This is a genomic window from Mycobacterium rhizamassiliense (genome assembly GCF_900157375.1).
Taxonomy (GTDB): domain Bacteria; phylum Actinomycetota; class Actinomycetes; order Mycobacteriales; family Mycobacteriaceae; genus Mycobacterium; species Mycobacterium rhizamassiliense.
On record NZ_LT721901.1, the window covers coordinates 5057634 to 5079456 of the forward strand.

General features: G+C 67.7%; 18 protein-coding genes and 1 tRNA gene. 14 read left to right on the forward strand and 5 right to left on the reverse strand.

Features of this window, described 5'->3' with window-relative positions; translation table 11 throughout:
* Positions 1-34 precede the first annotated feature (34 nt).
* Positions 35-2095, reverse strand: coding sequence for a serine/threonine-protein kinase (locus tag MRAB57_RS24060; RefSeq protein ID WP_077089572.1), 2061 nt, complete (start codon positions 2093-2095; stop codon positions 35-37).
* A 307-nt stretch (positions 2096-2402) separates the two neighbouring features.
* On the opposite strand from MRAB57_RS24060, the gene MRAB57_RS24065 reads away from it, so the two are divergent.
* From MRAB57_RS24065 to MRAB57_RS24080, 4 genes are read left to right on the forward strand one after another with little or no spacing between them, the layout of a single operon-like run.
* Entirely contained in the window at positions 2403-5123 is a 2721-nt protein-coding gene (locus tag MRAB57_RS24065) for an ATP-binding cassette domain-containing protein (RefSeq protein ID WP_083743516.1), read from the forward strand.
* Between the two features lie 14 nt (positions 5124-5137).
* Positions 5138-5644 (forward strand): ribonuclease FAU-1 family protein, encoded by a 507-nt coding sequence (locus MRAB57_RS24070; RefSeq protein ID WP_245836125.1) that lies wholly within the window; start codon positions 5138-5140, stop codon positions 5642-5644.
* Positions 5645-5694: 50 nt separating this feature from the next.
* Positions 5695-6102: a DNA polymerase ligase N-terminal domain-containing protein gene (locus MRAB57_RS24075; protein ID WP_077089574.1), complete on the forward strand. Its 408-nt coding sequence runs from the start codon at positions 5695-5697 to the stop codon at positions 6100-6102.
* A 42-nt stretch (positions 6103-6144) separates the two neighbouring features.
* A complete protein-coding gene (locus tag MRAB57_RS24080) occupies positions 6145-6567 on the forward strand; it encodes a hypothetical protein (protein ID WP_077089575.1) in 423 nt (140 codons plus the stop codon).
* Between the two features lie 18 nt (positions 6568-6585).
* On the opposite strand, the gene coaE is transcribed toward MRAB57_RS24080, so the two are convergent.
* The 3 genes from coaE to polA form a co-directional block, all read right to left on the reverse strand.
* Positions 6586-7800, reverse strand: a complete 1215-nt coding sequence (gene coaE, locus MRAB57_RS24085; RefSeq protein WP_077089576.1) for a dephospho-CoA kinase — start codon at positions 7798-7800, stop codon at positions 6586-6588.
* Positions 7801-7806: 6 nt separating this feature from the next.
* Positions 7807-9252 (reverse strand): 30S ribosomal protein S1, encoded by a 1446-nt coding sequence (gene rpsA, locus MRAB57_RS24090; RefSeq protein ID WP_077089577.1) that lies wholly within the window; start codon positions 9250-9252, stop codon positions 7807-7809.
* Positions 9253-9469: 217 nt separating this feature from the next.
* The gene (polA, locus tag MRAB57_RS24095; RefSeq protein ID WP_173814052.1) at positions 9470-12130 is read right to left on the reverse strand and encodes a DNA polymerase I; all 2661 of its coding nucleotides are present in this window, start codon (positions 12128-12130) and stop codon (positions 9470-9472) included.
* A gap of 134 nt (positions 12131-12264) precedes the next feature.
* On the opposite strand from polA, the gene MRAB57_RS24100 reads away from it, so the two are divergent.
* The gene (locus MRAB57_RS24100; protein ID WP_077089579.1) at positions 12265-12750 is read left to right on the forward strand and encodes a Zn-ribbon domain-containing OB-fold protein; all 486 of its coding nucleotides are present in this window, start codon (positions 12265-12267) and stop codon (positions 12748-12750) included.
* A complete protein-coding gene (locus tag MRAB57_RS24105; protein WP_077089580.1) occupies positions 12750-13958 on the forward strand; it encodes a lipid-transfer protein in 1209 nt (402 codons plus the stop codon). The genes MRAB57_RS24100 and MRAB57_RS24105 overlap by 1 nt, the downstream gene beginning before the upstream one ends.
* A 184-nt stretch (positions 13959-14142) precedes the next feature.
* Here the strand turns inward: MRAB57_RS24105 and MRAB57_RS24110 are convergent, their stop codons facing one another.
* A complete protein-coding gene (locus MRAB57_RS24110) occupies positions 14143-14769 on the reverse strand; it encodes an ANTAR domain-containing response regulator (RefSeq protein ID WP_108638134.1) in 627 nt (208 codons plus the stop codon).
* 112 nt (positions 14770-14881) lie between these two features.
* On the opposite strand from MRAB57_RS24110, the gene MRAB57_RS24115 reads away from it, so the two are divergent.
* From MRAB57_RS24115 to cydB, 8 genes are all read left to right on the forward strand, one after another.
* A tRNA-Leu gene (locus MRAB57_RS24115) sits at positions 14882-14958 on the forward strand.
* A gap of 76 nt (positions 14959-15034) precedes the next feature.
* Positions 15035-15337 (forward strand): hypothetical protein, encoded by a 303-nt coding sequence (locus MRAB57_RS24120; protein WP_157900658.1) that lies wholly within the window; start codon positions 15035-15037, stop codon positions 15335-15337.
* On the forward strand, positions 15337-16815 hold the full coding sequence (locus MRAB57_RS24125) for a hypothetical protein (protein ID WP_077089582.1): 1479 nt from the start codon (positions 15337-15339) through the stop codon (positions 16813-16815). Before MRAB57_RS24120 ends, MRAB57_RS24125 begins: the two co-directional genes overlap by 1 nt.
* A 14-nt stretch (positions 16816-16829) precedes the next feature.
* Positions 16830-17387, forward strand: a complete 558-nt coding sequence (locus MRAB57_RS24130) for a hypothetical protein (RefSeq protein WP_245835998.1) — start codon at positions 16830-16832, stop codon at positions 17385-17387.
* A gap of 59 nt (positions 17388-17446) precedes the next feature.
* On the forward strand, positions 17447-17791 hold the full coding sequence (locus tag MRAB57_RS28670; protein WP_157900659.1) for a hypothetical protein: 345 nt from the start codon (positions 17447-17449) through the stop codon (positions 17789-17791).
* A 75-nt stretch (positions 17792-17866) separates the two neighbouring features.
* Positions 17867-19198: an adenylate/guanylate cyclase domain-containing protein gene (locus MRAB57_RS24135; RefSeq protein WP_077089583.1), complete on the forward strand. Its 1332-nt coding sequence runs from the start codon at positions 17867-17869 to the stop codon at positions 19196-19198.
* Between the two features lie 90 nt (positions 19199-19288).
* Positions 19289-20743, forward strand: a complete 1455-nt coding sequence (locus tag MRAB57_RS24140; RefSeq protein ID WP_077089584.1) for a cytochrome ubiquinol oxidase subunit I — start codon at positions 19289-19291, stop codon at positions 20741-20743.
* Positions 20744-20769: 26 nt separating this feature from the next.
* On the forward strand, positions 20770-21819 hold the full coding sequence (cydB, locus tag MRAB57_RS24145) for a cytochrome d ubiquinol oxidase subunit II (RefSeq protein WP_077089585.1): 1050 nt from the start codon (positions 20770-20772) through the stop codon (positions 21817-21819).
* The last annotated feature ends 4 nt before the right edge of the window (positions 21820-21823 follow it).

A 21823-nucleotide genomic window follows, 5' to 3' on the forward strand; every position in this document is an offset into this window, starting at 1 on the left:
GTCCACCGACAGGTGGCCCGGCGCCGGCCGTGGCCTACGCGGTCGGGCCCGTCCACGTCCGGGTGACCGGATCGCATTGCAGCAGGTAGCCGTCGTTCGAGGTGGACATCGCGAACACCGAGGTGCCGGGGCGGTCGCAGGAGCTGCCCGCGGCGTGCACGCCGGTCGTGATCGGCGCCTTGGCCCACGCGTTGCCCTCGCAGACCACCTGCTCGTTGTTGGTCGGGTCGTAGGCCAGCTTGTTGACGTCGCTGCACACCCCTCCGAGCACCGGCGGCGCCGGGTGGGCCGCCGTCGTCGAGGTGTTGAGCACCTGGGCGGGGTCGGCCAGCGGCACGCCGGGCGGCACGTCGCCGACCCGGGTCGCGACGACGGGTGTCCGCACCACGGCCCCCTGGGCCCCGCACTCGTTGGTCGTCACGGTCTGGGTCTCGGTGCCGCGCAGCGTGCCGTCGGACTGCGGGGCCAACGACCACGCAACCGTCTCCTGCTGGGTGGCCCGGACTTGGCCGTTCGGCTGCACGCAGCCCAACCGCTCCTGCTGCGGCGCGCCCTGCCAGTACCCGGCGACGTAACGCAGCGAGTCAGACTGCCCGCCGTCGGTGGTGCTGGCCACCTGATGCGTGGCGTCGTCGAGCTGGGTGCCGCTGGCCGCGCACCCGTTGCTCGTGCATGCGGAACGGAACGCCCACCAGTTGGTGTCGGCGCCGTCCTGGCGGATGGCCACCCCGTTGGTGGTCCGCTTGCTCTGGTCATAGGTCAGTTGATAGGTGCCGTTCAACGCCCGTCCGCCGGGCCTGGCCGGTGCGGCGCTCGCCGCGGGCGCGGACGGCTTGGAGGCGAGCGCGGGATTGGGCTGCGACGCGTCGGGCTGGAAGGAGTAGAGCACCGACCACGTCGCGGCCACCGCGATCAGCACCGCGCAGACCAACGCGGTCGCCCAGCGGGTCCTCGACGAATACCGTTGGTACATCGCGCCCGCCAGCCCGCGGACCCCGCGCCGCCGGTGCGACGCGATCGACGCGACGTTCCGGCCGGCCTCGGCGACCACGTCCAGCTCGTCGTTGACGGCGGCCGCAAACGCGCGGCACCGCTCGAAGCGGTCCTCGGGCCGCTTGGCGAGGGCCTTGAGGAAGACGTCGTCGAGGTGCGCCAGATCCGGGCGGGAATCGCTGAGCCGCGGCGGATCCTGGTGCAGGTGCTGGCTGATCACCGCGATCGGGTTGGAATGCTGGAACGGCGGTGCACCGGTCAGTAGATGGAAAGCCGTTGCGGCCAAGGCATATTGGTCGGCCCGGCCGTCGATGTTGGAACCCGTCAGCTGCTCGGGAGCGGCGTAGGCGACCGTTCCCACCGCGACGTTTGTCTCGGTGATGCCGCTGATGTCGCCGAGGTGGCGCGCAACGCCGAAGTCCGCCAATACAATTCGCCGCTCGCCATCCTCGGGATGGGTGAGCAGGATGTTGGCGGGCTTGACATCGCGATGCAGCAGGCCGCGGTCGTGTGCGTAGTCGAGCGCGCCCGCCACGGCGTGCAGAATCGCGCGTACCTCATGGATCGGCATGCCGTCGCAGTGGCGCTCCTTGACCAGCCGCGCGGCGTCGGTGCCCTCGACATAGTCCATAGAGATCCAGAGATGACCGTTGAACTCGCCGCGGTCGTGGACACCGACGATGTGCGGATGCCAAAGTGTGGCAGCCAGATCGGCTTCCCGGTTGAATCGTTCGCGGAATTCCGGATCGGCAGTGATGGCCTCGGCGAGCACCTTGATGACGTCGCGACGCGGCAGCCGCGGGTGCAGGGCCAGGTAAACCTCGGCCATCCCGCCGGCGCCCAGCGGCCGCAAGATGGTGTAACCCCCGAAGGAGGCGCCATTGGCCATCACGGCTGCCACGGCCCCCGGACTCCCGTCGGCAGCCGAATTCGGCTGCGCGGAGCGCGGATTGGAGGTGACCGCGGCACCCCGGCGGAACCTGTGCCCGGCCGTCGCGGACGGAAGTGACTGGAAGCCGGCGCGCAGCGCCTGGCGGCTCAGTCGTGGGTTGCTGAGCAGTCGGCGCCCGGCGCCGAGGCGTTGGGCCTTTCGCTCATCCATGTACGGCTCCCCCTCGTGTCTCAAGCTTGCATGCAGACACCGCGGCGACCTGATGCGCTGCGCGATATCCGGGATTCGTGCACCGGAACGCGGCTCCGTTGCCGTCTTATGGACACGCCGGAAATCTCGCGGCGGGCGTCCCGGACCGATCCCCTCCTACACCCCTACGTTCGAATCATGCCCGATGCGGATAGGCGGCAGGCCGCTGCAGGCTATGAGCCGGCTGTGAGGGGCCCGGATCGACACAAAGTTAAGTCACAGGCGAGTCCAATGGAGAGCACTGCTACGGCGGACCGATACTTGAGTAGTGAGTCGACCCGCCCCTCCTGTCCTAACGATCCGGCTCGATGGGTCCCAACGTTCTTTCGCCGCAGGCCACGAGGTGGTCGTGGGGCGGGATGCGCATGCCGACCTGCGGATCCCTGACCCGCGGATATCCCGCGCGCACCTGATCGTGCGCTTCGACCAGGGCCGCTGGCTGGCGATCGACAACGGCTCGCTGAACGGGACGTACCTCAACGGGTACCGGATGCCGGTCATCGACATCCACGACGGGCAGAGCATCCACATCGGAAACCCGCAGGGACCTCGATTGACGTTCGCGATCGGGCCGGAGCAGGGCCGCACCGATCCGCCCGTGCGGAGCAGGTCGACGGCCGACGGCGGCCCGCCCACGATCGCGTGGTCCGCGATGCCCGAGCAGCCGTCCGGTCGCGATACCGTGAGCCAGCCCACAATTCACACCCGAAGTGGGCCGAATCCCGCGCCGCCGCGGCCCGCCCCACCCCGGCAGCCGCCGCGCGGTCCCCAAATGCCAGCCTCCGGGCCGCCGCCGCGAAGTGCCCCGCCACCGCCGCGAACACCGCCCGCCAGGCCGCCGCTGCCGCCGCGGGGCACACCGCCCGACGAGCTCACCGTGGTCAACGCCGGTTCGCCGGCCAGGCCGCAGCAGGCGCCGCCCGCCGAGGATCAGGCCGCGGCCCCGCCGGAGCCGACGCCGCCGAACGAGATCACGATGATCGACGCCAAGACGGCCGACGTGTCGAACCTCGCGACGAGGTTTGTGAAATTGCTCTCGCCGCGCTCCTCGTCGGCGGCGGGCACCGCGGGCGCCCTCACGATCGGGCGCGCCGCCGAGTGCGACATCGTCGTCTCCGACGTCCTGGCCTCGCGTCAGCACGCGACGTTGATCCCCACGCCGCTGGGCACCGAGATCCGCGACAACAGCATCAACGGGACGTTCGTCAACGGCACTCGGGTCGGCTCGGCGATCCTGACCGAGGACGACGTGGTCACCATCGGCAACGTCGACCTGCTGTTCCACAACGGCACCCTGGTCCAGGGCGCCGAGGCCGCGACGCGCACCGGCGGCCTCGAGGTGCGCGACGTCAAGTACGTCGTCGACAACGGCAAGCAGCTGCTGGACAACATCTCGCTGACCGCGCGGCCGGGGACGCTGACCGCCGTCATCGGCGGATCGGGTGCGGGCAAGAGCACGCTCGCCAGGCTGATCGCCGGATACACCACGCCCAGTTCGGGATCGGTCACGTTCGCGGGCCACGACGTCCACTCCGAATACGCGTCGTTGCGCAGCCGGATCGGGATGGTCCCGCAGGACGACGTCGTGCACCGGCAGCTGACCGTCAACCAGGCGCTCGGCTACGCGGCCGAGCTGCGGCTGCCGCCCGACACCAGCAAGGCCGACCGCGAACAGGTCGTCACCCAGGTGCTCGAGGAACTCGACCTCACCAAGCACGCCGACACCCGCGTCGAGAAACTCTCCGGCGGGCAGCGCAAGCGCGCCTCGGTGGCCCTCGAGCTGCTCACCGGGCCGTCGCTACTGATCCTCGACGAACCGACGTCGGGGTTGGATCCCGCCCTGGACTTGCAGGTCATGACGATGCTGCGCCAGCTGGCGGACGCGGGCCGGGTGGTGCTGGTCGTGACGCACTCGCTGTCCTACCTCGACGTCTGCGATCAGGTGCTGCTGATGGCACCCGGCGGCAAGACCGCCTACTGCGGCCGGCCGGACCAGATCGGCGACGCGATGGGCACCACCAACTGGGCCAAGATCTTCACCCAGGTGGGCGCCGATCCCGAGGAGGCCAACCGGCGCTTCCTGGAACAGAGCGAGGCGCAGAAGCGGCCGAAACCGGCGGCGAGCGAGCCGAGCGACCTCGGCGAACCTGTGCACACCAGCCTGCGGCGGCAGATCTCGACGATCGCCCGCAGGCAGGTCCGCCTGGTGGTGTCCGACCGCGCCTATTTCTTCTTCCTGGCGCTGTTGCCGTTCATCCTGGGCTCGCTGTCGCTGACGGTGCCGGGCTCGAACGGCTTCCATCTGCCCGGCGCAGGCGCCGGCACACCCGACGAGTCCGCCCAGATACTGGCCCTGCTGATGCCCGCCGCGGCATTCATGGGCACCGCGCTGACCATCCGCGACCTGGTCGGCGAGCGCGCCATCTTCCAGCGTGAGCAGGCGGTGGGCCTGTCCACATCGGCGTATCTGCTCGCCAAGACGGCGGTCTATTGCGGCTTCGCGATCGTGCAGTCGGCGATCATCACCGCGATCGTGGTGATCGGCAAGAGCGCACCGGCCCGGGGCGGCCTGTTGCTAGGCCACGGGACGGTCGCGGCCACCGTCGAGCTGTTCGCGACCGTCGCGGCCACCTGCGTGGCGTCGGCCATCCTGGGCTTGGCGATTTCGTCGCTGGTGCGCTCCAGCGAGCAGATCATGCCGCTGTTCGTGGTGGCGGTGATGGCGCAGCTGGTGCTGTGCGGCGGGATGGTCCCGGTGACCGGGCGGCTCGGTCTCGACCAACTGTCGTTCTCGATGCCCGCGCGGTGGGGCTACGCCGCGGCGGCCTCGACGGTCGACGTGCGGCACCTGGTTCCCGAATCGGTGCTCGCCCAGGACCGCTTCTGGCAGCACACCGCGAAGATCTGGCTGCTCGACATAGGAATGCTGGCCGCCCTGTCGTTAGTCTATTTCGCCTTTGTCCGATGGAAGATCCGGCTGCGTCGTTGAAACGAGGTGAGGCCATCCATCCGCCCAAGCACGAAACCTTTGATCTGTTGGCCCGCACCAACACCGACCCCAAGGGCATTGTCCGGGCCGTCGACGAATACGTGGTGCAGCCGTGGGGGCTCTACCTTGCCCGGCCGACGCCGGGCCGCGCCCAGTTCCATTACCTCGAGTCGTGGCTGCTGCCGTCGCTCGGGTTGCGCGCCACGGTGTTTCACTACAACCCGGGCCATGAGCGCGATCACGACTACTACCTCGATGTCGGCGAATACACACCGGCCCAGGACATCTGGCGCTCGGAGGACCACTACCTCGACATCGAGGTGAGCACCGGCTCGGCGGCGCGGCTGGCCGACGTCGACGAGCTGCTCGATGCGGTCCGGCACGGCCTGCTGGCCGCCGAGGTCGCCGAGCGAGCGGTGACCCGCGCGGTGGACGCCGTCGACGGCCTGGCCCGGAACGGCTATGAGCTGCAGCGTTGGCTGACCGCGTACGGCATGGAACTGCACTGGCGCGAGACCTAGGCGCGGTTGCCGGCCAGTTTCTGCGACCGGTGCTCGGGTAAGTCTCCGGTATGCCGTTGAGACTTCGGGGGCGAAAGCGTCCGGGCAGCGAAACCGGGACGCTGTTCGTCATCCAGCGCGATCCCGCGCGGGAGGATCACTACGCCCTGCGCCTCGAGATCGACGGCGTGTTGGTCTCCTGGGCGATATCCAGCGGCCCATCGACCAACCCCAGGGACCGGCGGATGGCGCGTCGCACCGAGGATCAGCGACTCGATGGCGCCGTCGGCGTCGCCGACTGGGACCGCGGCACGTACATTAACGGAACCCAACGGGAGATGCGCGACGGCCTCGCCCGCGGCCACCTGTCTTTCTGGCTGCACGGCGAAAAGCTCAGCGGCGGCTTCACACTCACCCGCATCCGCGAAGGCAACGACGAAACCTGGCTGCTGATGAAGCGCGACGACGGCCAGCCGTAGTCGCTGGTGAAGCCGATGGCGCTGGGCGTAATCTCTGCAACTATGAGTTTTCGCGCCCGCAGACGGATGCCCGTCGTTGCCGCGACGGTGATCGCGGCCGGTTCCCAATTGTTTCCGGCGACCGCACACGCGGACCTGCACAACATCACCTACCGCGCCAGAATCGATGCGCTGACCACCGGCAGCCAGGCCACCTTCGTCACGAACGCCGGCCAGACGAGCACCACGAACCTTCCGTCCATGCCGGGCAACGCCTTCGAGGCCAACACGGTGTTGCCGGATCCGGCGCAGGCCGGGCTACGGATCGTGCTGCATTTTCCGTACGCGGCGAACGTGCACTGCGAGATCGACGTGGACGACAACGTTTTCGCGCAGGTCGACCAGATGGTCAGGCCGGCGGCGGGCAACGCCGACCCCAATAACGGTGCGCTGCAGTGCGGTGCACCGGTGGGCGGCCCGAGCTAGCGCCGCCGCCCACGAAAGCTAGGGCCGCCAGCCGGCGAAATCGGCCCACTCCCAGGCCCGCCGGTAGGCATCGGCGAACCACGGCTCCTTCGCGTCGGCGTAGGCCGCGGTGTCGCCGTGTGCGTCCTCTTCGGCCGCACCCTTGACGGCCAGGTAGCCCGCGCGCTCCTGCGGGTTCGCCGCGAGCCAGTCGACGAACAACAGCGCGAACTGCTGGTTGGGCCAGCCGTTCACCCGGATGTGCACGTTCGTCGGGCGTCCGGGATCGGCCGACCCGTGAATCCGCTTGTGCCACAACGCCGCATCGTCGCTGTGGTCGAATTCGTCGACCGTGCTGCGGGCCCCGGGTTTTGCCTCGTCGCGGTCGATCTGCGGGATGCCCGGGTAGCCGGCCGCCAGCAGGTCCTCGGCGAGTTCGTCTGCGACGGCCAGCGATTCGGCGGTGACCTGGACGTCGATGACGTCCTTGGCGTCGAATTCGGGCACCGCCGTCGACCCGACGTGGTCCACCCGCAACGCCCTGTGTCCGCATGCGGTCGACAATCGGGCGACGATGCGCCGCGCTTGGTCCGGCCAGGTCGGGTCGGCGGGCACCACCGTCGCCGGCGCCCGCACGACGCGGCGCTCGGCCACGTTGTGGGCGAACGGCACGATTCGGTGATTCCACACGTCGCGGGCCCGTTCGACCAGTTCTTCTTGGCTACCGGAATTGTCCAGCCAGATGTCGGCGACGGCGCGACGCTGATCGTCGTCGGCCTGCGCCGCGATCCGCGCACGGGCGTCGTCTTCCGGCATGCCGCGCTGCCCGGTCAGTCGTTGCACCCGCAGCTCGACGTCAGCGTTCACCACGACGACCAACGGAAACATCGGCGCCATACCGGATTCCACCAACAGCGGGATGTCCTCGACGACGACCGAGTCCTCCGGCACCGACGCGATGATCTCCTCGCGCCGCTTGCCCACCAGCGGATGCACGATCCCGTTCAGCTTCTTGCGCGCCTCGTCGTCGGCAAAAGCCTTGGCAGCCAAGGCCGGACGATCCAGCGAGCCGTCCGCCTGCAGGATGTCTTCACCAAAGGCCTCGACCAGCGAGGCAAGGCCCTCGGTGCCCGGTTGGACGACCTCCCGGGAGATGACATCGCCGTCGACGATGACGCCACCGCATTCAGCGAAGGTGGCGGACAGCGCCGACTTCCCGGCGCCGATGCCACCGGTCAACCCGATGCGCAGCATCGGTGGTTAGGCGTTACCGGCGAGCTTTTCCCGCAGCGCGGCCAGCTGGGCGTCGCTTGCCAGCGAGCCGCCCGCAGCCTTTTCCGCGGGCGCGCCGTTGCCCGGCGAGTGATCGCCACTGGTTTGCGCTTCGGCCTCGGCTGCGGCGAACTTCTCCATCTGCGCGGTGTGCATCTTGTGCCGGCGCTCGGCCTCGGCGTAGCGGGCCTCCCACTCGTTGCGCTGGGTGTCGAAACCTTCCAACCATTCGTTGGTCTCGGAGTCGAAGCCCTCGGGGAAGATGTAGTTGCCCTGCTCGTCGTAGCTGTCGGCCATGCCGTACTTCGCCGGGTCGAATTCGTCGGTGTAGTCCTCGTTGGCCTGCTTGAGCGACAACGAGATTCGGCGGCGCTCCAGGTCGATGTCGATGACCTTGACCATCGCGTCGTCGCCGACGGCGACCACCTGGTCGGGCACCTCGACGTGGCGCTCGGCCAGCTCCGAGATGTGCACCAGACCCTCGATGCCCTCCTCGACGCGCACAAACGCACCGAACGGAACCAGCTTGGTGACCTTGCCGGGCACGATCTGGCCGATGGCGTGGGTGCGGGCGAAGTGCCGCCACGGGTCTTCCTGAGTCGCCTTGAGCGACAAGGAAACCCGCTCGCGGTCCATGTCGACGTCGAGCACCTCGACGGTGACCTCGTCGCCGACCTGGACGACCTCGGACGGGTGATCAATGTGCTTCCAAGACAACTCGGAAACGTGCACCAGACCGTCGACACCGCCGAGATCGACGAACGCGCCGAAGTTGACGATGGAGGACACCACACCCTTGCGGATGGTGCCCTTCTGCAGCTGGTTGAGGAACTCGCTGCGCACCTCGGACTGGGTCTGCTCCAGCCACGCGCGGCGCGAGAGCACCACGTTGTTGCGGTTCTTGTCCAGCTCGATGATCTTGGCCTCGATCTCCTTGCCGATGTACGGCTGCAGATCGCGGACGCGGCGCATCTCGACCAGCGAGGCGGGCAGGAAGCCACGCAACCCGATGTCAAGGATCAGGCCGCCCTTGACGACCTCGATGACGGTGCCCTTGACGGCCTCGTCCTTCTCCTTGAGTGCCTCGATGGTGCCCCAGGCGCGCTCGTACTGGGCGCGCTTCTTGGACAGGATCAGACGGCCTTCTTTGTCCTCTTTGGTGAGAACAAGGGCCTCGACCTCATCACCGACGGAAACGACCTCATTCGGGTCGACATCGTGCTTGATGGAGAGCTCGCGGGCGGGGATGACCCCTTCGGTCTTGTAGCCGATGTCGAGGAGCACCTCGTCCCGGTCCACTTTGACGATGGTGCCTTCGACGATGTCGCCATCGTTGAAGTACTTGATCGTTTGGTCTATTGCTGCGAGAAAGTCCTCGGCGGAGCCAATGTCGTTGACGGCTACTTGCGGCGAGGTGACGGCGGGACTCGGCATATTGTTGGGTTGCTCCGGACAGGTTTGGTCGTAGGGACAAAAACGGAATTTACCTGTTGAGGCTACTCGACAGGGCGCACGCTGGACAAACTCGACCGGCGTGCCACGGGCGCCACGCCCATATTCGACGCATCGCGAACATCACGCAACTCGAGATTTTCGGCCGAATTTCGCCGTCGCGCAAGCCCCAAAAGGGGCTGTGCCTGCAGCGGGGCGGCTAGTGGGCGGCGCTGTCCCAGCTTCGCCCGTAGCCCACCGAAACCTCGAGCGGGACGTCCAGCGGGTAGGCGCAGCCCATCTTGTCGCGGACCAGCGCCTCGACTTTTTCGCGCTCACCCTCGGCGATCTCGAACAGCAGCTCGTCGTGCACCTGCAGCAGCATGCGCGACGACAGCCCGGCCTCGGTAATTGCCTTGTCGACCTCGATCATCGCCATCTTGATGATGTCGGCGGCGCTGCCCTGGATGGGGGCGTTGAGAGCCGCCCGCTCGGCGGCCTCGCGGAGGTTGCGGTTGCTGCTGTCCAGCTCGGGCAGGTAGCGCCTGCGGCCGAACACCGTGGAGGTGTAGCCGTCCTTGCGGGCCTGTTCGACGACGTCGTGCAAGTAGTCGCGGATACCGCCGAATCGGGCGAAGTACTGGTCCATCTGCTCTTTGGCCTCCTCGGTGGAGATCTTGAGCTGGGCGGACAGCCCGTAGGCGCTCAGCCCGTAGGCCAACCCGTACGACATCGCCTTGACGCGGCGGCGCAGCTCGGCGGTGACCTCCTCGATCGGCACCCCGAAGGCCCGCGAGGCGACGAACGAGTGCAGGTCCTCCCCGGTGTTGAACGCCTCGATCAGACCCTCGTCCTTGGACAGGTGCGCCATGATGCGCATTTCGATCTGGCTGTAGTCGGCCGTCATCAGGTCGCTGTAGCCGTCGCCGACCACGAACGCGTCGCGGATCCGCCGGCCGGCCTCGGTGCGGATCGGGATGTTCTGCAGGTTCGGCTCGGTCGACGACAACCTGCCCGTCGCCGCGATGGTCTGGTTGAACGTGGTGTGGATGCGCCCGTCGGAGGCCACCGAATTCAGCAGCCCGTCGACCGTCACCTTCAGCCGGGTGGCGTCGCGGTGGGTCAGCAGGTGTTGCAGGAACGGATGGCCGGTCTTGTCGAACAGCGACTGCAAAGCGTCGGCGTCGGTGGTGTACCCGGTCTTGGTGCGTTTGGTCTTCGGCATCTCGAGTTCGTCAAACAGCACCACCTGCAACTGTTTTGGCGAGCCGAGGTTGATCTGCTTGCCGATCACCGCGTAGGCCGCCTCGGCCGCGTCGCGGATCTGGTCGGCGAAATCGCTTTGCAGCTCGGTCAGTTTCGGCACGTCCACCGCGATGCCGGTGTGTTCCAGGCCCGCCAACACCCGCTGCACCGGCAGCTCCATGCCGCTCAGCAGGGACGTGGAGCTGATGCGGGCCAGCTCCTCGTCGAGCGCGTCGGCCAGGTCCAGCACCGCCACGGCCCGCAGGAGCAGCGTCTGCACCGCCTGGTCGTCGACCCCATCGGGATCGTCGAGCAACGAAAGCTGTTGCTGCTCAGGGTTTTCGGCGCGCAACTCGCGGCGCAGGTAGCGCAGCGAAAGGTCGTCGAGGGCGAAGCTGCGCTGCCCCGGACGCACCAGGTAGGCCGCCAGCGCGGTGTCCGACGTGACCCCGGCCAGCGTCCAGCCCCGTCCCGCCAAGTCGTGCATCGCCAGCTTGGCTTCGTGCAGCGCCTTGGGCGGACCGGGGTCGGCCAGCCAGGACGCCAGCGCCGCCTCGTCCTCGGGGTCCAGCGCCGAGGTGTCGATGTAGCGGCCCTCGCCGTCGGCCGAGACGATGGCCAGCGCGGTGGCGTCGGCGTCGTAGGCCAAATGCGTGCCGACGACGGCCAGGCCGAACCGCCGGCCCGAGCTGTGTTCGGCCAGCCACACGGCCAGCTCGCCGGCCTCCAGCGCGCCGCCGCGGACATCGAAACCCTCGTCCACCTCGGGCTCGACGGCGGCCAGGGTGTCGAACAGCCGGTCGCGCAGCACCCGAAATTCCAGGTCGTCGAACAGGCGGTGAATCTGGTCGCGGTCCCACGGCAGCAACCGCAGCGTGTCCGGGGTCTGCGCCAGCGGCACGTCCTTGACGAGGTCGGTGAGCTCGCGGTTGCGGATGACGTTGGCCAGGTGCTCGCGCAAGGAGTCGCCCACCTTGCCGCGCACCGAGTCGACGTTGTCGACCAGGCCCTGCAGCGAGCCGTACTCGACGATCCACTTCGACGCGGTCTTCTCCCCCACGCCGGGAATCCCGGGCAGGTTGTCGCTGGGATCGCCGCGCAGCGCGGCGAAGTCGGGGTACTGCGTGGGGGTCAACCCGTACTTCTCGACGACCGCGTCCGGGGTGAAGCGGGTGAGCTCGCTGACGCCCTTGCGCGGGTACAGCACGGTCACGTCGTCGCTGACCAGCTGCAGAGCGTCGCGGTCGCCGGTGACCACCAACACCCGGTAGCCCTCGTTTTCGGCCTGGGTGGCCAGCGTCGCGATCAGGTCGTCGGCCTCGAACCCGGCCTCGGCGAGCACCGTGATGCCCAGCGCGCCGAGCACCTCCTTGGTGATGTCGATCTGGCCGCGGAACTCGTCGGGCGTCTCCGACCGGCCGGCCTTGTACTCCGGGTAGCGCTCCAGCCGGAACGTCTGGCGCGACACGTCGAACGCCGCCGCGATGTGCGTCGGGGCCTCGTCGCGCAGCAGGTTGATCAGCATGGCGGTGAAGCCGTAGACCGCGTTGGTGGTCAGGCCGCTGCGGGTCTTGAAGTTCTCCGCGGGCAGCGCGTAGAACGCCCGGAAGGCCAGCGAATTGCCGTCCAGCAACATCAGTGTCGGCTTGGTCTGTTGCTCGGTCGCGGCAGGCACGCGTCTCACTCTAGGCACCCGGTACGACGAGCGAGCCTGCCCACCAGAACTGCAACACGTTTCAGTTATGTGTTTGAGCTGGGTAGTCTGGCCGAGTGCCAGAGGTCACCAGTACAGAACCCGCGATCGCCGGATGGTTCGCCGCCGACGACGCCGGAAACCCGCATCTGATCGGCAGCAAGTGCCCCGAGTGCGGCACCTACGTTTTCCCGCCGCGGGAGAACAACTGCCCCAACCCCGCCTGCGCCAGCGACACATTGGAGTCCGTCGCGCTGTCGACGCGGGGGAAGTTGTGGAGCTACACCGAAAACCGGTATCCCCCACCCGCGCCGTATCCGGCCGCCGAGCCGTTTGAGCCATTCGCCATCGCCGCGGTGGAGCTGGCCGACGAGGGAATCATCGTGCTGGGCAAGGTCGTCGAGGGCACGCTGGCCGCGGACCTGAAGGTCGGCATCGAGATGGAGCTGGCCACCATGACGCTGTACACCGACGACGACGGTGTGCAGCGCCTCGTGCACGCGTGGAGGATCGCATTCGGCGGCGACGATGCAGAGCGAAGCGATGAGGAGGAGCGCCGATAATGACGACGAGCACACCCGAACCGCTCTACATCCTGGGCGCCGGCATGCACCCCTGGGGCAAATGGGGCCGCGACTTCACCGAATACGGCGTGGTCGCCGCGCGCGCCGCGCTGGCCGAGGCCGGCCTGGACTGGCGGCAGATCCAGCTGGTCGCCGGGGCCGACACCATCCGCAACGGCTATCCCGGCTTCATCGCCGGGTCGACGTTCGCGCAGAAGCTCGGTTGGAACGGCGTGCCGGTCAGCTCGAGCTACGCCGCGTGCGCCAGCGGTTCGCAGGCCCTGCAGAGCGCCCGGGCCCACATCCTGGCCGGGTTCTGCGATGTCGCGCTGGTGATCGGCGCCGACACCACGCCGAAGGGCGCGTTCGCCCCCGTCGGTGGCGAGCGCAAGAACGACCCCGACTGGCAGCGGTTCCACCTGATCGGGGCGATGAACCCGGTGTACTTCGCGCTGCTGGCGCGGCGCCGGATGGACCTGTACGGCGCGACGTCGGAGGACTTCGCTGCGGTGAAGGTGAAGAACTCCCAGCACGGGTTGCAGAACCCAAATGCCCGCTACCGCAAGGAATCCGCGGTCGAGGACGTGCTGGCCAGCCCGGTGGTCTCCGACCCGCTGCGGCAGCTCGACATCTGCGCGACCTCCGACGGCGCCGCCGCTCTGATCGTGGCCAGCGCCGAGTTCGCGCGTAAGCACCTCGGTTCGCTGGACGGCGTACCGTCGGTGCGCGCGGTCAGCACGGTGACCCCGCAGTACCCGCAGCACCTGCCCGAATTGCCCGATATCGCAACGGATTCCACCGCCGTGGTGGCCGCACCGGAGCGAGTGTTCAAGGACCAGATCCTCGACGCCGCCTACGCCGAAGCCGGCATCGGTCCCGAGGACGTGAGCATGGCCGAGGTCTACGACCTGTCCACCGCTTTAGAGCTCGACTGGTACGAGCACCTGGGGCTGTGCCCCAAAGGCGAGGCCGAACAGCTGCTGCGCAGCGGCGCGACCGCCCTGGGCGGCAAGGTGCCGGTGAACCCGTCGGGCGGGCTGGCGTGCTTCGGCGAGGCCATTCCGGCCCAGGCGATCGCCCAGGTTTGCGAGCTGACCTGGCAGCTGCGTGGTCAGGCCACCGGCCGGCAGGTGGAGAACGCCAAGGTCGGCGTCACCGCCAACCAGGGTCTGTTCGGCCACGGCTCGTCGGTGATCGTCGCGCGCTAGTTCTCAACGCGCGTCGCGCGCGCGCTCACATACTTGAGTGTGCGTCAGCGGCGGGCTTTCCCGGCGTGTCGCGGCCCCTGCCGCACACTCAAAGCCGCGGGTTCACTATCGATGCCGTGAGCGCACACCCGATGCCGCCACTTCACACACGACGCCGTCAGCGCACACCCGAACGGCGAACGGCCTACTCGGCCTCGGTCTTTGACTCGTCCCCGAGGGTTTCCAGGACGACTTCGGCCACCCGCTTCATCGAGGTCCGGCGGTCCATCGCCGCGCGCTGGATCCACTTGAAGGCTTCGGGCTCGGTCATGCCCTGCTTGACCTGCAGCAGGCCCTTCGCGCGCTCGACGACCTTGCGGGTCTCCAGCCGCTCGGACAGCGTCGCGACTTCCTGCTCGAGCGCGCTGATCTCGCTGAACCGGCTGATGGCCAATTCGATGGCGGGAATCAGGTCGCTGATCGTGAAGGGCTTCACCAGGTACGCCATCGCCCCGGCGTCGCGCGCCCGCTCGACGAGGTCGCGCTGGCTGAAGGCGGTCAGCACCACGATCGGTGCGATGCGCTTGCTGGCGATCTCCGACGCGGCGTCGATGCCGTCGCGGCGCGGCATCTTCACGTCCATGATCACGAGGTCGGGATTGTGCTGCTCGGCCAGCTCGACGGCTTCCTGCCCGTCGCTGGCCTCGCCGACGATCTCGTAACCCTCCTCTCGCAGCATCTCGGCAAGGTCCATGCGGATGAGCGCTTCGTCTTCCGCGATGAGGACCCGGCGCGGCGCGGCGGCGTCGGAGTCGGTCGTGGGGCCTGTCATGACGGACATTCTCTCGTGGACGGCGTCGACCTGCGACATCGGGGGCGGTGGGAGCAGACGACCGCACGCATCCTCTATGGTGGGAGGCCGCTTAAGGTAGTAGGCCGGGCACGCCCTCGTATCCCAACTGGCAGAGGAAACGGATTCAAAACCCGTGCAGTGTGAGTTCGAATCTCACCGAGGGCACCACGGCGCAACACCATGGCGTTTGCCGGCCGGCCAGATTGTGAAGTGACGGCGACCGGAATCTCGATAAACTTTTCTGGTGCCCCAGACGCCTGGCCTTCGTCTAAAGGTGCTGGTATCTGGGCTACATCAGCTCGCCAAAAAGTGCGAAAGTGTCGGTGGCGAGCTGGCCGCCGCGGCGAAGCCGCCGCCCATCTCCACTTCGGGCTGGCAATCCAGCGCGGCAACGGCACGACGCGCCGCCGCGCGAGCAGCCAAAGACGTGTCCGCGGTCGCCGCGCGCATCAACTCACGGGCAGCGGGGTACGACGCCGCGGGCACCGCGTACGCGCAGAACGACAAGCATGGCGCTGACCGTCTGCACGCGGTGTTGCCGCGCTGATGGCTGACGACACCCCGCACGTCCCGACGCTGTCGCAGCTGCGAGCGTCCGACTACTCCTACTTCGGGCAGTTGAGCGGTTACCTGCAGACCATCGGGCCGAAGACGCAGTCTTCGCTTGAGCAGTTGGCCCAGGACGTGCAGCACCCGGGCGGCGTCGAATGGGAAGGCAAAGCCGGCGCCGCGGCGATCAATCAGGCGGGGCTGGACATGTCGGTCGCCCGGCCGTTCACGTGGAGTTGGGAGGAAGTGGCGGCGTCGACTCAGCGCTGGCAGGACACCTTGGAGGCCGGAACCCGCACCGCGCTCGATGCCGTCGACGACGCCGAACGCGACGGCTTCGAGGTCGGCGAGGACTATTCCGTCGCCGACACGCATGAGGCCGAAACCGAGGAGCAGTACGAGCAACGACTGGCGCTAGCGGAAGCGCACGCCGGCGTGATCGGGCACCGGGTCACGATGCTGGTGGGCAGCGAATCGCGGGTCAATGGCGAGCTGCGGGCGATGTCGGCGGGCTGGGGAACGCTGAACTTCAAGGAGGGGGGCGAGGACCCGACCGAGCACGATCCCACCATCGCCGGGCCGGGATCCGACCCGAGCCAGGAGAAGCAAAATGGGTCCCCGTACGACCTGGGCGTGACGATCCCCGGCACGGGAATCCTGATCACCGGCGACCCGCACGACGGCAAGCCACAGCTGCACATACCGGGTACGCAGTGGGACGGCGACAACCCGTTTCCCGTTCCCAAGGGATCGCGTCCCCTGCCCACCGGCACCGCGGTCGGGCCGAATGGCCAGCAATACGCGTTCTACAGCGTCAAGGAGTACGTGCCTGGCAGCGACCCGAAGAACTACATCGGCGGCGACTCTCATGTGCAGAATCTTGCCGATCCGACGAAGGACCTCGGGCCTCTCCGCGGTATCTCGCTGACCGGGCAGCAGGTCGGTATTTCGCAGGCCAGCGGCGTGTACGACCCGAAGACCAACCGGATGGTGATCGTCGGCAATGTCGGAGCGGACGGTCAGCGGGCCTTGTGGCAATCCGACCCCATCAAGCCCGGCGACTCTCCCAACGCGTGGATGAACACCATGCACCAGACGGGCACCTTCAATAACGTCGGCGCGGGTGACCGCGAGAATCAGATCGTCGCCCTTCCGAAGGGCGGCTACCTGCTGACCAGCGCCAGCAACGGCCAGCCGGTCGTCGGCCTCACGGCCGCAACCCCGGAGGGCTTGCTGAACTCCACCCCGCAAGCGCTCACCAGTCCCAGCATTGCCAGTACCGGCAACACACCGTCGGTGCCCTACGGTCCGACCATCACCAAGGTGGACGTCCTGCCCAACGGCCAGGAACAGGTCACCATGCGCGTGAGCACCTGGCCCATCCCCGAGGGCTGGCAACCGCCGCCCAACGATCCCACTCAGGGACCGCCCTATTTCCCGCGCACCTACACCACGACCTTCAACATCAATCCCTAACCGAGGAGGACTCGATGAGCACTGCCGCAGTTCGCACCGTGCGGATCCTGGCCGCCGCTATCACCGCGGCCGCGGTGGCCGTGGCGGGATGCGGGTCCCGGGCCGCCGCGCTCCCGCCCGGCTTCCCCAATCTCGACGGGTTCGCCCCGGTGCCGGTCGACAACTACATCTCGACGGGCCCCAAAGGCCCCAAGCGCTTCGTCACCTTTTCGACGCCCTACAACATCCAGTGCGTCTTCGCCGCGACCACCGACCCGGTGCCCGCGGGCGATTCGCAGGGCATCAGCTGCCAGGGCGACATACCCGGCGTGGCATCGGGTGCGACGCCCACCCGGTCGTGCGCGATCGGCAAGGTGGCGGACTGGGGGACTTCGGGATTCCGCCTGGACAACGAGCTGACCAACTGCCCCATCGGCACGTTCAACTCCGGCACGCTGCTGAATGCCGGGCAGAAGTTGTCCTACCAGAACGTGACCTGCGCCGTCGGAGGTGACGGGCTGGTCGCCTGCATGGACACCAGCCTCGGACAACACGGATTCGCACTCAAGCCCTCTGGGAACGTGACGTTCTAGGCGGCCAGCACGACTGCCTCGGCGCGCGCGAACGGCCGTCACGCGCAAGGATGAGCGGCATGGGTGAGCCGCAACGCGTGGTGACGTGGACGCAGTCGAAGCGCGCCGCGGCGATGTGGAACTGGCGACTCGCGATGGCGGCGAGCATGCCGTGCCGCACCGCGGAGCGGACCAAGCAGACCCGCGTCGGCGGCCAACCGCGACGTGTGCGACGCGCCGCGCCCGGCTTTCGGCCGCGCGGCGAATTGCAGCAGCTCCCCAGGGTCCGTCGCGACCGTGCCACGCGTACTTCGTCCGGCAAATACCTAGCGCCACAAGAGGTTCGGGACAAGACGTGGAACCCGCGCCGTCGGCAGCTGGCCGACATGCCGACTCGGCCCACCGCGAGGTCGTCCACGCGCTGACGCCGCACGGGCGATGGCCCGGCAGAATTCGCGCTCACGCTGGGGAATCTTCCGGGCAGCGGTTACGCTTTTAGCGTGGTGGCTAGGAAATGCGGCGCCCCACCAGATCGTCAGGATGGCTCGTCGACACGTCCGGACTGCAAGGCAGCAGTGCGGACCAAAAACCGCGCCCGCAACGACCACTACGCCGACAGTCACGCCCGCCGGATCAGGGTCCTCAACATCAACGCCCTGATGGGTGTGGCGGTGTGCCTCGTGTTCACCGTTCTCGGCTTCTGGTCCGGGCCCGCGGCCTACCCCATCCAAACCGTCAATCTGATCACCGGCGCGATCTTCGCCTCGGTCCCGTGGCTCAACCGCTTCGGAGACTTGCTTGCGCCGCTCATCTTCATCTTCACGGCGTACACCGCGGTCGTCGTGACCTGCTGGGACGTGGGCACCGGCGGCGGGGTGCAGTACTTCCTCGTGACGACCGCCAGCCTCGTGGTGTTGCAGCTCGGGATCGAACGCATCGGCCTGGCGGCGCTGCTGGCCACCCTCGGCGTGGCCCTGGTGGTCCTGCTGCAGTTCCTGGTCCCCCGCTCGACGGGGCTGGAACCGCCCTGGGCAATGACGATGAGCTTCGTCATCACCACCGTGGCGGCGTGCGCGATGGTGGTCGTGACGGTGTGGTTCGCCCTGCGTGACACCGAGCGCGCCGAGGCCGTCATGGAGGCCGAATACGCGCGATCCGAGGCGCTGCTGGCCAACATGTTGCCGGCCAGCGTCGCCGACCGGCTCAAGGAACCCGAGCGCGACGTCATCGCCGACCGCTACGAGGAGGCGTCGGTTCTGTTCGCCGACATGGTCGGCTTCACCGAACGCGCCAGCTCCACCGCGCCTTGCGATCTGGTCAAATTCCTGGACCGCCTCTACAGCGCGTTCGACGAACTGGTGGACAAGCACGGGCTGGAGAAGATCAAGGTCAGCGGCGACTCCTACATGGTGGTCAGCGGGGTCCCGCGCCCCCGGCCAGACCACGCGCAGGCGCTGGCCCATTTTGCGCTCGACATGGTCGTGGTCGCCGCCAAACTCGAAGACCCCCATGGCCTTTCGGTGCCGCTGCGGATCGGCTTCGCATCCGGGACCGTGGTCGCCGGCGTGGTGGGTTCGCGCCGGTTCTTCTACGACGTGTGGGGCGACGCGGTCAACGTCGCGGCCCGGATGGAATCGACCGACTCGGTGGGGCGGATCCAAGTTCCCGAGGACGTCTACGAACGCCTCAAGGACGACTTCGTCCTGCAGGAGCGCGGCCGCATCGAAGTCAAGGGCAAGGGCGTGATGCGCACCTGGTACCTCACCGGCCGCAAACCCACCGCCGACCAAAGCCGCCACGTCGCCGACGAATCACGCACGGCCCACGTGTGACTCGGGTCCCTGTCGACGGTGAGCCCTAGCGCCACCCGCATGTAACTACTACACTGTGTCGTAGTTGGCCGTAGTTCGGGGAGATGACACATGAATGTCGTCGACATATCGCGGTGGCAGTTCGGCATCACCACCGTCTACCACTTCATTTTCGTGCCGCTGACCATCGGCCTGGCTCCCCTGGTCGCCGTCATGCAGACCGCATGGGTGGCCACCGGCAACACGGCCTGGTACCGCCTGACAAAGTTCTTCGGCAAGCTGTTCCTGATCAACTTCGCCATCGGCGTCGCGACGGGAATCGTGCAGGAATTTCAGTTCGGCATGAACTGGAGCGAGTACTCGCGGTTCGTCGGCGACATCTTCGGCGCCCCGCTCGCGATGGAGGGCCTGGCCTCCTTCTTCTTCGAGTCAACCTTCCTGGGGCTGTGGATCTTCGGCTGGAGTCGGCTGCCGCGCTTGGTGCACCTGGCCTGCATCTGGGTCGTGGCGATCGCGGTCAATGTCTCCGCGTTCTTCATCATCTCGGCGAACTCGTTCATGCAGCACCCGGTCGGCGCGCATTACAACCCGGCGACCCACCGCGCCGAGTTGCTCAGCATCGGCGCGCTGCTGAGCAATAACACTGCGCGAGCGGCCTTCTCACATGCGGTCGCGGGCTCGCTGCTCACCGCGGGCACCTTCGTCGCCGCCATCAGCGCGTGGTGGCTGGTCCGTTCGCGCCGCAAGCCGGAATCGGGCGCCGGCAACATCTTTCGCCCCGCGGCCATCCTTGGGTGCTGGGTCGCACTGATCGCCACGGCGGGGCTGTTCTTCACCGGCGACCAGCAGGGCAAGCTGATGTTTGTCCAGCAGCCGATGAAGATGGCGTCGGCGGAATCGTTGTGCAACACCGAGACCGACCCCGACTTCTCCATCCTGACGGTTGGCACCCACAACAACTGCGACAGCATCACCCGCGTCATCGAGGTGCCCTACGTGTTGCCCTTCCTCGCCGAGAGCAAATTCAGCGGCGTGACGCTGCAGGGCGTGCGCGACATCCAGCAGAACTACGAGTACAAATTCGGGCCAAATGACTACCGCCCCAACCTGTTCGTCACCTACTGGTCGTTCCGGATGATGATCGGGCTGATGGCGATCCCGGTGCTGTTCGCGCTGGCCACGCTGTGGCTGACCCGCGGCGGCCGGACCCCGACGGGGCGCTGGTTCTCCTGGGCCGCGCTGCTGACCATTCCCACGCCGTTCCTGGCCAACAGCGCCGGGTGGGTGTTCACCGAAATGGGCCGCCAGCCCTGGCTCGTCGTGCCAAATCCCACCGGCGACCAGCAGGTGCGGCTCACCGTCAGCCAGGGCGTCTCCGACCACGCTCCCGGGATGGTCGTCACCTCGCTGGTGACCCTGACCCTGGTGTACGCGGTGCTCGCCGTCCTGTGGTTCTGGTTGCTCAAGCGGTACGTCGCCGAGGGGCCGCGGGAACACGACGCGGAACCCGCCCCGCCGCCGGCACCCGGCGACGACGAGGTGGCGCCACTGTCGTTCGCCTATTGATCGACCGATCGGGAAGGAGTTAAGCCATGGGACTTCAAGAAGTGTGGTTCGTTCTCATCGCCGTGCTGTTCCTCGGCTTCTTCATCCTGGAAGGCTTCGACTTCGGCGTCGGCATGTTGATGGAGCCGTTCGCTCACTTGGGCCGTTCAGGCACGGGCGATCCGGAAACGCACCGGCGCACCGCGCTGAACACCATCGGCCCGGTGTGGGACGGCAACGAAGTGTGGCTGATCACCGCGGGCGCGGGGATGTTCGCCGCGTTCCCCGGGTGGTATGCGACGGTGTTCTCCACGCTGTACCTGCCGCTGCTGGCGATCCTGTTCGGGATGATCGTGCGCGCGGTGGCGATCGAATGGCGCGGCAAGATCGACGACACGAAGTGGCGGGCCTTGGCCGACTTCGGGATTGCGGCCGGCTCGTGGTTGCCGGCGGTGCTGTGGGGCGTGGCCTTCGCCATTCTGGTCCGCGGGCTTCCGGTGGACGGCGGCGGCCACATCCACCTGTCGATCGGCGACGTGCTCAACGTGTACACGCTGCTGGGTGGCCTCGCGACGGGCGGGCTGTTCCTGTTCTACGGCGCGGTGTTCGTCGCGCTCAAGACCGCCGGCCCGATCCGCGACGACGCGCACCGGTTCGCGGTGTGGCTGTCACTACCGGTCACGGGACTGGTTGGCGCCTTTGGGCTTTGGACGCAGATGGCCCACGGCAAGGGCTGGACCTGGCTGGTGCTGGCGACGGCGGTCGTCGCGCAGCTGGCCGCGGTGGCGCTGGTCTGGCGACGCGCCTCCGACGGCTGGGCCTTCCTGTGCACCGCGGTGGTAGTCGCGTCGGTGGTGATCTTGTTGTTCGGCTCGCTGTACCCGAACCTGGTCCCGTCGACGCTAAACGAGCAGTGGAGCCTCACGATCTACAACGCCTCGTCGACGCCGTACACCCTCAAGATCATGACGTGGGTGACCGCATTTTTCGCACCGCTGACGGTCGTGTACCAGGCGTGGACGTATTGGGTGTTCCGGCAACGGATCTCGTCTGAGCACATCCCGCCGTCCATCGGCCTGGCGCGGCGTTCGTCCTGAGCAC

What these genes read in the sequence shown, in the direction of transcription:
- MRAB57_RS24060 (WP_077089572.1), bottom strand. Translation starts at nt 2,095, where the DNA reads ATGGATGAGCGAAAGGCCCAACGCCTCGGCGCCGGGCGCCGACTGCTC.
- MRAB57_RS24075 (WP_077089574.1), top strand. Translation starts at nt 5,695, where the DNA reads ATGCCGTTGAGACTTCGGGGGCGAAAGCGTCCGGGCAGCGAAACCGGG.
- MRAB57_RS24080 (WP_077089575.1), top strand. Translation starts at nt 6,145, where the DNA reads ATGAGTTTTCGCGCCCGCAGACGGATGCCCGTCGTTGCCGCGACGGTG.
- coaE (WP_077089576.1), bottom strand. Translation starts at nt 7,800, where the DNA reads ATGCTGCGCATCGGGTTGACCGGTGGCATCGGCGCCGGGAAGTCGGCG.
- rpsA (WP_077089577.1), bottom strand. Translation starts at nt 9,252, where the DNA reads ATGCCGAGTCCCGCCGTCACCTCGCCGCAAGTAGCCGTCAACGACATT.
- polA (WP_173814052.1), bottom strand. Translation starts at nt 12,130, where the DNA reads ATGTTGCTGGACGGCAATTCGCTGGCCTTCCGGGCGTTCTACGCGCTG.
- MRAB57_RS24105 (WP_077089580.1), top strand. Translation starts at nt 12,750, where the DNA reads ATGACGACGAGCACACCCGAACCGCTCTACATCCTGGGCGCCGGCATG.
- MRAB57_RS24110 (WP_108638134.1), bottom strand. Translation starts at nt 14,769, where the DNA reads ATGACAGGCCCCACGACCGACTCCGACGCCGCCGCGCCGCGCCGGGTC.
- MRAB57_RS24125 (WP_077089582.1), top strand. Translation starts at nt 15,337, where the DNA reads ATGGCTGACGACACCCCGCACGTCCCGACGCTGTCGCAGCTGCGAGCG.
- MRAB57_RS24130 (WP_245835998.1), top strand. Translation starts at nt 16,830, where the DNA reads ATGAGCACTGCCGCAGTTCGCACCGTGCGGATCCTGGCCGCCGCTATC.
- MRAB57_RS28670 (WP_157900659.1), top strand. Translation starts at nt 17,447, where the DNA reads ATGGGTGAGCCGCAACGCGTGGTGACGTGGACGCAGTCGAAGCGCGCC.
- MRAB57_RS24140 (WP_077089584.1), top strand. Translation starts at nt 19,289, where the DNA reads ATGAATGTCGTCGACATATCGCGGTGGCAGTTCGGCATCACCACCGTC.
- cydB (WP_077089585.1), top strand. Translation starts at nt 20,770, where the DNA reads ATGGGACTTCAAGAAGTGTGGTTCGTTCTCATCGCCGTGCTGTTCCTC.